The sequence below is a fragment of the Enterobacter sp. K16B genome, from assembly GCF_020216105.1.
Lineage (GTDB): Bacteria > Pseudomonadota > Gammaproteobacteria > Enterobacterales > Enterobacteriaceae > Enterobacter > Enterobacter sichuanensis.
Genome location: NZ_JAIWJZ010000002.1, coordinates 33,612 through 46,194 on the forward strand (window position 1 = coordinate 33,612; position 12,583 = coordinate 46,194).

Sequence of the window (12,583 nt, forward strand, 5' to 3'; positions counted from 1 at the left end):
CAGCGAACTTTTTATTTCGTCGTGAGGGATTATGCGTTTCCGGCAATTGCTACCGCTCATCGGGGCACTCTTTTCGCTGTATATCATCTGGGGTTCAACCTACTTTGTCATTCGCATCGGCGTGGAAAGCTGGCCACCCCTGATGATGGCGGGCATTCGCTTCCTTTCGGCAGGCGTCCTGCTGCTCGCGTTCCTGCTGCTGCGCGGCCACAAGCTTCCCCCGCTGCGTCCGCTGCTGAATGCCGCGCTAATCGGCCTGCTGCTGCTGGCGGTAGGAAATGGGTTTGTAACGATTGCCGAGCACCAGAACGTGCCGTCCGGGATCGCCGCCGTGGTCGTTGCCACCGTGCCGCTCTTTACCCTCTGCTTCAGCCGCCTTTTCGGCATCCGCACCCGCAAGCTGGAATGGCTGGGGATTGGTATCGGACTCGCCGGTATTATTCTGCTCAACAGCGGCGGGAACCTGAGCGGGAATCCGTGGGGCGCAGTGATTATCCTGATAGGCTCCATGAGCTGGGCGTTTGGCTCGGTATACGGTTCACGTATCACGCTCCCCACCGGCATGATGGCGGGCGCAATTGAGATGCTCGCCGCGGGGATTGTTCTGCTGCTCGCCTCGGCGTTGACGGGAGAAAAGCTGACCACGCTGCCGGACCTGTCGGGCTTTCTCGCGGTAGGGTATCTGGCGCTGTTTGGCTCAATCATCGCCATTAACGCCTACATGTTCCTGATCCGCAACGTCTCCCCGGCGGTTGCCACCAGCTACGCCTACGTTAACCCGGTGGTGGCCGTACTGCTCGGCACGGGATTAGGCGGGGAAACGCTCTCTGCCGTTGAATGGCTGGCGTTGGGGATCATTGTGTTTGCCGTCGTGCTGGTCACCCTGGGCAAATATTTGCTGCCAGCAAAACCGGTCGTTACGCCTTGCGAGGCGGAGAAACCGTGAGCAGGTGAATCCCCTGCGTGTCGATCTGCGCGGTCTGACCGCCGCCGCAGATCCACTCTTCCAGCCGTTCCGACAGTTCAACGTCGTTCAGCTTTAATCTGCCTCTCAGCGCACACTCCCAGACGATCAGCACCCGCCAGCCCTGCGCCATCAGCGTGGTCAGATCCCGCCTGTCGCGTTCAACGTTCTTGCCAATCTTTTCCAGCCAGAAGTCGGTGCGCGTCGCCGGGACTTTAAACAGGTAGCAGTCGTGATGATGCCAGAAACAGCCGTGGGTAAAGATGATGCACTGCCAGGCGTCGATGACGAAATCGGGGCGCCCCGCGAGGGCGGCATCCTGCACGCGGAAGTCAAACCCCGCCTGCGTCAGCAGCGCGGCCACGCGCTTTTCTATGGCGGTGTCACGCGTGCCGATGGCACGCATGTTTTTACTGCGCGTCGCCTTATTGTGAACATCCGTCATTGACGGCCTCACCCTGACGAAGTGCCACCGCCTGTCTGATGCGCGAGGCCAGCAGTTTTGCCACGGCCGCGAACGCCGGCACCACTACCGAGTTGCCAAACTGGCGGTACGCCTGGGTGTCCGAAACCGGAATGCGGAAGCGATAACCCTGTGGCGTCTCAAAGCCCATCAACCGGGCGCACTCCCGCGGCGTTAAGCGTCGCGGACGGTGTCGCTGGTTGAGCGGATCGTCGAAATCTTTTTCGCCCAGCGCCTTGTCCCAGCCTCTGTCGATAAGGATTTCCGCGCCGTCTTTGTAGTAACGCGCGGAGAGCGTGCGCGTCACGCTGTGCGGATCGTTCGGATCTACCATCCCGAAGCCGAAGCCGTTGCCCTTCGCCTGATGTTTCTTGGCATAGCGGTAGAGGTATTTCCACAGCACCGGGGTGAGGATGAACTTCGCGTCAACGACAGGCTCCAGCAGGTCGGCCACGGTGGGACGGCGCTCGGGGTAGAGAGACGGGATATCCCGCAGGGTGAAATCGCCCTTCAGATTGAGATCGCGGCGGAAACCCACCAGCACGATGCGTTCGCGATGCTGGGGCAGGAAATGTTTACCATCAATGATTTTTGGGTCATCTGCGCCCATGTCCTGGGCATCGGCCACGTCATAACCCAGCTCATCCAGCGTTTGCATGATAATGCGGAAGGTTTTCCCGCCGTCATGGCTTTTTAAATTCTTAACGTTTTCCAGCACGAAAATGGCCGGGCGACGGGCGTCAATGATACGGGCTACGTCAAAAAACAGCGTTCCCTGGGTATCGCAGGCGAAACCGTGGGCGCGTCCGAGGGCGTTCTTTTTTGAGACGCCGGCCAGCGAGAAAGGCTGGCACGGGAAGCCAGCCAGCAGCACATCATGCGCCGGGATGGTCTGGCGAATATGTTCGGCGGCCTGTTCATCGCTGACACCGCTTTTATGGCTCAGGGTGACATCGCGGATGTCGGCGTTGAAATGATGCGCCTGCGGATCGCAATACCAGTTGGCCTTGTAGGTCCGCACGGCATGTTTGTTCCACTCGCTGGTAAACACGCACTGACCCCCGATAGCTTCAAAGCCGTGTCGAATGCCGCCGATACCGGCGAACAGATCGATAAAGCGGAAGGCATAGTTCGGGTGCGCAGCGGAAGGACGTGGAAGCAGGTTTTGCAGATAACGAAACTCGCCTTCACTCAGGCGACGCCCTGCCCGCTCGCTGGTCACCAGCCGTTTAAGAATGGCCGGGCTCCAGTGGTTCTCACCGTGCGCCACCAGCAGATTGGCCAGCGTTTTAGCATCATAGATATCCAACAGCTGACGCAGTAACGCCTGCACCGTTGCCGTTGATTTCTCAGCCTGCTCAGGCGCGGGCTCAGTCACTGATCGTTTTTCCTGCATTCTTTTAACCGGAGAATAAAGACTGGAGACAGATTACCACAGTTCATTCATGCAAACTGCGACGGAAGCGGTTCATCACCTGGCTATCCAGCCCGATGCAGTCGCCATGCAATTCAGCGCTGAGTTTCGCCATAAACTGGATCAGGAAATCAGCGTTGTGCCGTGCCAGCTCGCGGCCCATTTCCGTTTGCATGGTATCAGGCAGACGCAGCAGTTTGGTCTGAAAATGGTCGAGGGCAAATGCCCGATCATCAAGCGTACGCGCATCGGCAAAGGGATCGTCTGCGTCAAACAGCGCCACGCCCAGTGCGCCCGAGACGGCAAAGACGCGCGCGAGGCCGATAGCCCCTAGTGCTTCCAGCCGGTCAGCATCCTGGACAATTTTGGCTTCCACGCTCTGCGGCGCGATCCCGGCGCTGAAGCTGTGCGCCTCAATGGCATGTGCAACGCCTGCATAGTGCTCCGAGGGGAAATCCGGGAAATCGCGCTGCAGAATGTCGCGGGTTTTGCGCGCGGCCAGTTGCGATGACTGACTGCGTTCGGGGTGGTTTTTCGGCAGGCTAACGATATCGTGGAAATAGCAGGCGGTCAGGACCACCAGCGGATCGGCGGTCTGGCGAGACATGATTTTTTGCGCCGTTTTCCAGACGCGACGAAAGTGCGAAATATCATGCGCAGCATCGTCAGAAGTGTGGTTTTCGTCGAGCCAGCGCTCAAAACGCTGCTGCCACTGCGTCAGTTCCATCGTGATGCCCTGTCGTGAAATATGAGCCTGAACTATAACACAACCTAATTGAATGAATTAATAAATAGAAGCTCGAAATACTTAATAATAATTACACCGTATTAAATCAAACAATTAATTCACAAGAAAAATAAAGAGATTGATAGAAATATTTTGCAATATTTAAACGGATTTAATTACATTTATTTTTGAAACTAAAAATCAATAGCTGGAATAGTATCGACGCTGTAATTGCGGAGAGTGATTACATATATTCATATAAATTATCTTTCAAGGGAATATATAATGAAAAGAAAAGTTCTGGCTATTCTTGTACCCGCATTATTAATGTCTGGCGCAGCAAATGCGGCTGAGGTTTATAACAACAACGGCAATAAACTCGATCTGTACGGCAAAGTTGATGGTCTGCACTACTTCTCTGACGACACGGGTTCCGATGGCGACATGAGTTACGTTCGTCTGGGCTTCAAAGGCGAAACGCAAATCAACGACCAACTCACTGGTTATGGTCAGTGGGAATATAATATTCAGGCCAACAATACTGAGAAATCAAGCAACCAGTCCTGGACTCGTCTTGGTTTCGCCGGTCTGAAATTCGGTGAATACGGTTCATTCGACTATGGTCGTAACTACGGCGTGGTTTACGACGTTGAAGGCTGGACCGATATGCTGCCTGAGTTCGGCGGCGATACCTACACCTATACCGACAACTTTATGACCGGTCGTGCAAACGGCGTGGCGACATACCGCAACAACGGTTTCTTTGGCCTGGCTGAAGGCCTGAATTTCGCTGTTCAGTATCAGGGGAATAATGAAAGCGCGTCTAACGATCAGGAAGGTACCAACAACGGTCGTGATGTGCGCAAGCAGAACGGTGATGGCTGGGGTGTTTCAACTTCCTACGATTTCGGTATGGGCTTCAATGCCGCTGCAGCATATGCCTCATCTGACCGTACCAACGACCAGGTGACCAAAACAACTGCTGGCGGTGATAAGGCTGACGTCTGGACTGTAGGCCTGAAATACGATGCCAACAATATTTATCTGGCGACCATGTATGCGGAAACCCGCAATATGACGCCTTACGGCGATTTTGCTGTAGCAAACAAAACCCAGAACTTTGAAGTTACCGCACAATATCAGTTTGATTTCGGCCTGCGCCCTGCAGTCTCTTTCCTGATGTCTAAAGGTAAGGATCTGAATTCGTTCTACGGTAACGATAAAGATCTGGTGAAATATGCGGATGTGGGTGCAACCTATTATTTCAACAAAAACATGTCCACCTATGTTGACTACAAAATCAACCTGCTGGATGAAGATGACGATTTCTACGCGGCGAATGGCATCAGCACCGATGACATCGTAGCACTGGGTCTGGTCTACCAGTTCTAACCCCCCATAAACACCAAAGGCCGCAATCGCGGCCTTTTTTCTTTCTGAAGATCTTACGGCGCTTCCTGCAGCGCCACGCGGATAAACCCGTTATTCTGCGCCAGCAGCTCATGGGCTTTCCACGCATCCAGCCCTGTCAGCACCATCAGTACCGCCGTTTTACAGTGGTGGTTACAGGCTTCCAGCGCCGCTTTTGCCTGCGCCCGGGTGCATCCCCCCGCTTCCATCACAATGGCGATTTGCCGTTCCGCCCAGTGGGTATTGCTTGCCTCAAGATCCACGCGCAGGTTGCTGTAGACGCGCCCGGTACGAACGGCCAGCCCGGTGGCGATCATCGAGAGGATCATTTTTTGCGCAATCCCGGCTTTGGTGTTGAGATAACCAGCCACAACGTCAGGCCCCAACTCTGGCGCGATGACCATGCTCGCCAGCAGTGCTGCTTCACTTTGCGCATCGCTGGTTATAATCGCCACCGGCGAACCCAGCGACCAGGCATGCCGCATGGCGCCCCAGACCCACGGCGTTTTTCCGCTGACGCTCACCGCCAGCATCATATCGTGTTCACCAAAGTTGATGGCCTGCAGGTCGGCTACACCGCGCTCGTAACTCCCTTCCCCCTCTTGCGGCGTCACGGCAATCACCGGGGTTTTGCCCGGCGCATAGTCATCGGCGACCTGTTGCGCGACGCAGCCCGACGGCCCCGCGCCGACAATCACCAGGCGTCCCCCGTGGTTAAGGGTCGCGGCGGCGTTATCCACCACGCGGGCAAGCGCAGGTAAACAAGGGGTGATGGCAGCAGAAATGAGTGCATCATCCTGGTGAATGACTTTCAGCATGTCCAGCGTGGACAATCTATCAATATTCATCGTGCTGGCGTGCCGTCTTTCCTTGACCGAACCGGTAAGCATAATGCTCATAAACAGCCTCCTTATTATGAGTACCCACACACTATAAAGTGTTTTATATAGATGACCTGCGAGGGGGGTCACGAAAAGAGGACCCAATCCTCGCTTTTACATGGCTTTAAGAAAAGCGCGTCATCGGCGATAATTACCCCCTTTCTTTATCATCGCGGAGTGTTGATGAGCGATTTGCAGCCTTTCCTTCCGACGCGCAAGCGCCCCATGAAACTCAATACGCTGGTCACGCTGATGGTGTGCGCGATTATCGGTTCAGTCCTGCTGGTGGTCTTTGCGCTCTATTCGGTGCAGATCACCCGGGCAACACGCGATGATGTCAAAGACACCGCGCTCGGCATTGCCCGCACCCTCGCCGATAGCCCCGAGATCCAGCGCGGCCTGATGCAGGCACCGCAGGAGAATATTATTCAACCCATCGCCCAGGCGGTGACGAAACGAAACGATCTGCTGTTCACCGTGGTCACCGATATGCGCGGGATCCGCTATTCACACCCGAACGAGGCGCTGCTGGGGCTGCATTTTATCGGCGATGATTTGAACCCGGCTCTGGAAGGCAAAGAGAACGTCTCCGTTAACCGTGGCGCCCTCGCCGAAGCGCTGCGCGTTTTTACGCCCGTCTATGATAGCCAGCACGAACAGATCGGTGTGGTCGTGGTCGGTATCTCCCTCAAAAAAGTGGAAGATCAGATTTCCCGTGGGCGACTCAACGCCGTCTGGACCATTTTGTTCAGTATTTTTATGAGTTCTATGGCGATTTGGGGCCTGGTGCGGGTCCTCAAACGCATCCTGTTCGGACTCGAACCTTACGAAATATCCGCCCTGTTTGAACAGCGCCAGGCAATGCTGCAGTCGCTGCGTGAAGGGGTACTGGCGGTCGATATTCACGGGCGCGTGACGATGATCAACCACACCGCCAGAGAGATACTCCTCCTGCCCTCCGGCAAGCAGAGCGAAAACGCCAGCGCTCCCCTGCTGGCCAGCCTGCGGGATGTGTCAAAAACGGGCGTTGCGCGTCAGGATCAGGAGATCAGCTGCAACGGGCGGCTGCTGCTGTGCAACATGGTGCCGGTGAAAAGCCAGGATCGGGTGATAGGCGCCATCACCACCTTCCGCGATAAAACCGAGATCAGCCAGCTGATGCAGCGTATCGACGGCATGGTCAATTACGTCGACGCCCTGCGCGCCCATACGCACGAGTTTATGAACAAGCTGCATGTGATCCTGGGTCTGCTGAACATTAAGCGCTACGACAAGCTGGAAGAGTACATCCTGCAGACGGCGCATAATTATCAGACCGACATTGGCACCATCCAGAGCAAGGTGAAATCCCCGGTGATCGCCGGGTTCCTGCTGGGTAAAATCAACCGGGCGAAAGAGGCCGGGATCACCCTCACCCTCGCAGATGAATGCCAGATACCGGATACCGCCAGCGAAGAGCAGGTCGCGGTGCTGGTCACCGTGCTCGGCAACTTAATTGAAAACGCGCTGGACGCGATGGAAGGCCAGCCGGAAGGTGAGATCACCCTGCTGCTGCACTATCAGAACGGCTGGCTCAGCTGCGAAGTCAGCGATGACGGTCCGGGTATTGATCCCGACCAGCTGGAGACTATTTTTACTAAAGGCTTCTCAACAAAAGGTGAAAACCGCGGCGTTGGGCTGTTCCTTGCCCGTCAGCAAATTCAGAACCTCGGCGGAGACATTACCGTCGAATCTGAACCTGGCGTATTTACCCAATTTTTTGTTCACATCCCCTGGGATAGCGAGAGGAATATCGCGTGATAAATGTATTAATTGTCGATGATGACGCCATGGTAGCCGACCTCAACCGTCTGTACGTCAACCGTGTTGAAGGCTTTAGCTGCTGCGGCGTCGCCTCCACGCTGAACCAGGCCGAGGCCGTGATTAACGACCCGAATCAGCCGGTGGATCTGGTGCTGCTGGATGTCTATATGCAGCAGGACAACGGGCTGGATCTGCTGCCGGTTATCCGCGCATCCGGTCGTCCGATTGATGTCATCATGATCTCCTCGGCTGCCGATGCCGCGACCATTCAGACCTCTATCCACTACGGCGTGGTGGATTATCTGATTAAACCGTTCCAGTTCCCGCGCTTTGAAGAGGCGCTGAACAGCTGGAAGGCAAAGCACAGCCTGATGGGCTCGCACCAGTATTATGAGCAGGCGGACGTTGACCGGCTGATCCACGGCGGGGCGCCGGAACTGGCGGATAACAAAAAGCTGCCGAAAGGGTTAACGCCGCAGACGCTGCGGACGATCTGCCAGTGGATTGACGCCCATCCGGAAACCGAGTTTTCCACCGATGACCTGGCAAGTGCCGTGAATATCTCCCGCGTCTCCTGCCGTAAATACCTGATCTGGCTGGCGCAGATCAATATCCTGTTCACCAGCATTCACTACGGCGCCACCGGGCGTCCGGTGTATCGTTATCGTCTCCAGCCGGAGCAGACGGGCCTGCTCAAGCAGTACTGTCAGTAACGCGGTAGTCGTTATCCAGCAGGGTAAAACGGAAGTGGTGCGCTGAAGAGAGCACCACTTCTTTTGTTTTGGTGACAAAAATAGCTTCAATATCGGGGCGCGAGCGCAGGGCCGCACAGCCCTTCTCCACGCCCATGCCATACATCAGCGTGGTCCAGATATCGCCATCAATGGAATCTGTCGAAATGATGGTCACGCTGTCAAGTTCGTTATCCAGCGGGTATCCGCTGCGCGGATCGAGAATGTGGTGATAGCGTTTGCCGTTTTGTTCAAAGTAGCGCTCATAGGTGCCGGACGTCACCACGGAGCGGTTCTCTACCGTCATGGCGCCGATCAGTTCATCACCGGCAAACGGTTTTTTAAGCCCTACGCTCCAGCCCCCTTCCGGCGAGCCTAACGTCTGGATATTCCCCCCGAGGTTGATCAGCCCAAGTTCAGCGCCCTCTTTGCGCAGGTAATCCCGCACCCTGTCGGCGATATAGCCTTTGGCTATGGCCCCGAGATCAATCTCCATGCCTGCCCGGGTCAGGAACACGCTGCTGCTGGCGTCATCCAGCACCACATCCTCAGGACGGGTAATCGCAAGCAGGGTCGCAATCTCATCGGCTGGCGGTACGCTATCGCCGCGAAACCCGATTTTCCAGCGCTTCACCAGCGGGCCGATGGCCAGGTTAAACGCACTGTCTTTAAGGAGGCTTGCCGCTTTCGCGCAGCGAATCAGCTCAAACACCGGACGGCTGACGCTGACCGGATGCAGCCCCGCAGCATGGTTGATATCCATTACCTGCGAGTGGGCTCGGTTGACGGTGAGCAGATCTTCGTACTGTTTGATCAGGCGAAACACGCGGGACGCGAGGGCTTCGTCATGAGAGAAGAGTTTCAGGAGGATGAGCGAGCCCATCAGGACGGCGGAGTAACTGTAGACGCGGGTGTCATCAGGCATGGCATGTCTCCTCAGATATCGCCCCGGCCAGCACCACGCCGCCGGGGAGAGTGCCGGATGCGCGCATCCGGCTTACAGAACAGGAGCCTTACATTCTTTTCGAACGCATCGCCGCCTGATGTCCGGCAAGGGTACCAAAAATAATGATATCTGCCACCGCGTTACCGCCGATACGGTTACCGCCGTGGATCCCGCCAACCACTTCACCGGCGGCAAACGCCCCTGGCAGCACGTTGTGGTTGCTGTCCAGCACACAGGTATCGGTGTTGATGGTCACGCCGCCCATGGTGTGGTGCACGCCCGGCGCAATCTGAATGGCGTAGAACGGCCCTTCGTTGATCGGCGCACGCAGCGCGGTGGTACGGCCAAAGTCGTCATCGTGCTGTTTTTCCACAAAGCCGTTGTAACGCTCCAGAGTGGCCAGGAACGCGTGATAATCCATTCCCAGCGCCTCTGCCAGGGCTTTTGGCGAGCTGGCGCTGGTCACGAAACCTTTGGCAATGTACTCATCCGCGGCTTTGTTTTTAGCACGAACATGCTCGTCAAAGACGATGTACGCGTATTTCTCCGGCAGCGCGATGATCTGCGCCGAGACTTTATCGCGGGTTTCCATCTCATTGAAGAAGCGGTTCCCCTGCTGGTTCACCAGAATCGCCCCGCCCCCGCGGATGGATTCGGAAATCAGATACGAGGTTTTCTGCTCAACGGTCGGGTGGATCTGGATCTCGCCCATATCCACCGTGCCGGCACCGATACGCTCCAGCAGTGCGATACCGCCACCGGTCGCCCCTTTGTGGTTGGTGGTCACGAAACCTTCGAGGTCCGGACGGTATTTCACCACCATCTGGCTGTTGGCGCTGAAGCCGCCGGTGGCGACAATCACGCTTTTGGTGGCCACGGTGATCGTTTCGTTCTCTTCGGTGGTCAGACGCACGCCGGTCACTTCACCGTTCTCAAAGATGATGTCGCTGACGGAGGTATCGAGCATCACCTCGATGTTGCGTTTGTTGACGTTACGCACCAGACCGCTGATCAGATAGCCGCCGACCGCAGAGCCGTCTTTTGGACGGTGGGTACGGTCAATGCTCATCCCGCCGGTGGTGGTGATGTCGTTCAGCATAATGCCGCGGGTAGCCAGCCACTCAATCGCCTGTGGCGCATTCTCCACGAAGCGGCGCAGCAGTTCAGGGTTGTTCTTGTTACCGCCCCCTTTCAGGCTCTCCTGGTAGAACAGCTCTTTGCTGTCCTGAATGCCTTTCACCCGCTGGAAGCGCGTCTCTGCGGCGTTCATCCCGGCAGAGGCTTTAATGGTATTCCCGCCGATGGTAGGCATTTTCTCGACGATCAGCACGCTCGCCCCTTCGTCATGCGCCTGGATGGCCGCGGCCAGACCGGCACCGCCGCTGCCGACCACTACCACATCCACGCTGCGGGTCTCATTCGGGTCGACACCCTCTTCTGCGGCCCGCGCTTTGCTGGATTTCAGCATCGCTTTAGAGACCGCTTTTTTCACCGCCTCGCTCTGGCTGGTGGCACCGGTGATGGCGTCCACGTGCGGGGTATTGGCATCCAGAATGCGGGAACGGATCTCTTCAAAGCTGGTGACAAACTCAACGTCGTCACCCGGGCCAGAGGCCAGCTCAATATCGGCGATGCGATCGGTTTCCAGGCTGACGTTTATCACCAGCTCGTTCGCCTCGTCCTGCACCTTCTCGGTGAACGTGCCCGGTTTGAATTTCGATTCGCCCATGCTCATGTCGCGGATCATTGCTTCCACCAGCGAGAAACGCCACAGCGGTTCAGGAATGCTCAGCGCCTCGCGTTTGGTGCTGTCCATAAACAGCTCCAGGGTTTCCCCGGCCGCGATGCGGTCAGTCCAGTCCGGGTAAGCAATGGTGGCGCGGCCGACGGCGATCAGATCGTAACCGTGGTCCAGCGCCTCACAGGCATCGGCAGCATTCACCACGCCGCCCACGCCCATGACCGGGATCTGTGCCAGGGTTTCAGAACGCATGGCGCAGTATTTTTCGATAAGCGGCGTCGGGTCCTGGGTATCTACGATGGAAGGACGCAGGGTGGCGCCCACGGAGAAGTGCAGGTAGTCCACACCGCGCGCCGCCAGTTTTTCCAGCAGGTACATGGTGTCTTCAAAGCGGATCCCCGGGACTTCCAGCTCTTCCGGGGAGAAACGGTAGCCAATAATGAACGCGTCGTCCGCGTACTGGCGCACCATTTTGTGGGTAATGTCCAGTACCGCCAGCGGGAATCTGGCGCGGTTGTCGCGGCTGCCGCCCCACTCGTCGTCGCGCTGGTTAGAGTTTGGCGAGTAGAACTGCTGAATCAGATAGGTGTTTGCCCCGTGAATTTCCACGCCGTCGAAACCGGCCTGGATGGCGCGGCGCACTGCTTCACCAAACTTGCCGATCATGCCTTCCACTTCTTCAGCGGTCAGCGCAACCGGTGTGGCCGCACCGTCACGCGGCGCAGCGACGGCGCTTGGGCCCACCGGCGTGCGGCCACCGATCAGTTTCGGGTCAACCATACGGCCGCCGTGGTAGATCTGCAGCAGGGCTTTCGAACCCTTGGATTTAATCGCCTCGGCGATTTTCGCCAGCCCGGCGATTTTCTCGTCGTTATCGATGCCAATCGCGCCCGGGAAAGCGAGACCGAGATCGTCGACGAAGCAGCACTCCACAATAATGGTCCCAATGCTGCCGGAACGGGCCCGGTAGTACTCCACCAGCTCGCTGGTGACCGTGCCATCGTAATAGCCGGTACAGGTGGTCATTGGTGCCATTAACAAACGGTTTTTCAGTTCAGTACCATTCGGTAATGTGAAGGGAGTCAGAATGCGTTCGTTAGTGCTCATAATAGAAACTCCAAACTTTTAAAAATTAAGAATTCGTTATCGGATTGGTTTTTTATTTCGTCGTTATTTGCCGATGTCATGATATTAATATAATGATTTTTTTAGTTTCTAAAGCTATTACGTTAGTTAATAAACTATTTAATCCCTTCGATAACATTAATAACACATTGGTGTTAGCGATTGTGATTCAGGTATTCACATTAATTTAAAATCCGTTAAATTTTTAAAGGTAAGACCATTTCACCGTTAACAACAAAAATCTATATTTTTCAATCAAATACAAAATTACCCACTGCGCAATTGTTACAAGCTTGATAAAAGCACTTAAGAAATTACCTAATACCCACATACGCCTGAATGGTTATTAATAAAAGCACAAAAATAACGCTGTAATTC

Annotated in this window: 10 protein-coding genes; 4 read left to right on the forward strand and 6 right to left on the reverse strand. The window is 55.8% G+C overall.

Features of this window, described 5'->3' with window-relative positions; translation table 11 throughout:
- Positions 1-31 precede the first annotated feature (31 nt).
- Positions 32-946 carry a drug/metabolite exporter YedA gene (gene yedA, locus LDK53_RS00325; RefSeq protein WP_025759478.1) on the forward strand — a complete coding sequence of 305 codons (915 nt, stop codon included), beginning with the start codon at positions 32-34 and terminating at the stop codon, positions 944-946.
- Here yedA and LDK53_RS00330 read toward each other — a convergent pair.
- The 3 genes from LDK53_RS00330 to LDK53_RS00340 form a co-directional block, all read right to left on the reverse strand.
- Positions 918-1,409 carry a very short patch repair endonuclease gene (locus LDK53_RS00330; RefSeq protein ID WP_126800851.1) on the reverse strand — a complete coding sequence of 164 codons (492 nt, stop codon included), beginning with the start codon at positions 1,407-1,409 and terminating at the stop codon, positions 918-920. The genes yedA and LDK53_RS00330 overlap by 29 nt on opposite strands.
- Positions 1,390-2,805 (reverse strand): DNA cytosine methyltransferase, encoded by a 1,416-nt coding sequence (locus LDK53_RS00335; RefSeq protein WP_047958994.1) that lies wholly within the window; start codon positions 2,803-2,805, stop codon positions 1,390-1,392. Before LDK53_RS00335 ends, LDK53_RS00330 begins: the two co-directional genes overlap by 20 nt.
- 61 nt (positions 2,806-2,866) lie before the next feature.
- Positions 2,867-3,568 (reverse strand): phosphohydrolase, encoded by a 702-nt coding sequence (locus LDK53_RS00340; protein ID WP_095441699.1) that lies wholly within the window; start codon positions 3,566-3,568, stop codon positions 2,867-2,869.
- A gap of 285 nt (positions 3,569-3,853) precedes the next feature.
- On the opposite strand from LDK53_RS00340, the gene ompC reads away from it, so the two are divergent.
- Positions 3,854-4,960 (forward strand): porin OmpC, encoded by a 1,107-nt coding sequence (gene ompC, locus LDK53_RS00345; RefSeq protein WP_225283020.1) that lies wholly within the window; start codon positions 3,854-3,856, stop codon positions 4,958-4,960.
- A 53-nt stretch (positions 4,961-5,013) separates the two neighbouring features.
- Here ompC and LDK53_RS00350 read toward each other — a convergent pair whose 3' ends face one another.
- Entirely contained in the window at positions 5,014-5,877 is an 864-nt protein-coding gene (locus tag LDK53_RS00350; protein ID WP_059385102.1) for an N-acetylmuramic acid 6-phosphate etherase, read from the reverse strand.
- A 165-nt stretch (positions 5,878-6,042) separates the two neighbouring features.
- Between LDK53_RS00350 and LDK53_RS00355 the strand changes: the two genes are divergently transcribed.
- Complete coding sequence (locus LDK53_RS00355) at positions 6,043-7,659, forward strand: sensor histidine kinase (protein ID WP_059385103.1); 1,617 nt, start codon at positions 6,043-6,045, stop codon at positions 7,657-7,659.
- A complete protein-coding gene (dcuR, locus tag LDK53_RS00360) occupies positions 7,656-8,375 on the forward strand; it encodes a two-component system response regulator DcuR (protein ID WP_025759484.1) in 720 nt (239 codons plus the stop codon). Before LDK53_RS00355 ends, dcuR begins: the two co-directional genes overlap by 4 nt.
- On the opposite strand, the gene LDK53_RS00365 is transcribed toward dcuR, so the two are convergent.
- On the reverse strand, positions 8,356-9,318 hold the full coding sequence (locus LDK53_RS00365; protein ID WP_225283022.1) for an FAD:protein FMN transferase: 963 nt from the start codon (positions 9,316-9,318) through the stop codon (positions 8,356-8,358). The genes dcuR and LDK53_RS00365 overlap by 20 nt on opposite strands.
- Positions 9,319-9,406: 88 nt before the next feature.
- Entirely contained in the window at positions 9,407-12,187 is a 2,781-nt protein-coding gene (locus tag LDK53_RS00370; RefSeq protein WP_225283024.1) for a flavocytochrome c, read from the reverse strand.
- Positions 12,188-12,583 lie beyond the last annotated feature (396 nt).

What these genes read in the sequence shown, in the direction of transcription:
- yedA (WP_025759478.1), top strand. Translation starts at nt 32, where the DNA reads ATGCGTTTCCGGCAATTGCTACCGCTCATCGGGGCACTCTTTTCGCTG.
- LDK53_RS00330 (WP_126800851.1), bottom strand. Translation starts at nt 1,409, where the DNA reads ATGACGGATGTTCACAATAAGGCGACGCGCAGTAAAAACATGCGTGCC.
- LDK53_RS00340 (WP_095441699.1), bottom strand. Translation starts at nt 3,568, where the DNA reads ATGGAACTGACGCAGTGGCAGCAGCGTTTTGAGCGCTGGCTCGACGAA.
- ompC (WP_225283020.1), top strand. Translation starts at nt 3,854, where the DNA reads ATGAAAAGAAAAGTTCTGGCTATTCTTGTACCCGCATTATTAATGTCT.
- LDK53_RS00350 (WP_059385102.1), bottom strand. Translation starts at nt 5,877, where the DNA reads ATGAGCATTATGCTTACCGGTTCGGTCAAGGAAAGACGGCACGCCAGC.
- LDK53_RS00355 (WP_059385103.1), top strand. Translation starts at nt 6,043, where the DNA reads ATGAGCGATTTGCAGCCTTTCCTTCCGACGCGCAAGCGCCCCATGAAA.
- LDK53_RS00365 (WP_225283022.1), bottom strand. Translation starts at nt 9,318, where the DNA reads ATGCCTGATGACACCCGCGTCTACAGTTACTCCGCCGTCCTGATGGGC.
- LDK53_RS00370 (WP_225283024.1), bottom strand. Translation starts at nt 12,187, where the DNA reads ATGAGCACTAACGAACGCATTCTGACTCCCTTCACATTACCGAATGGT.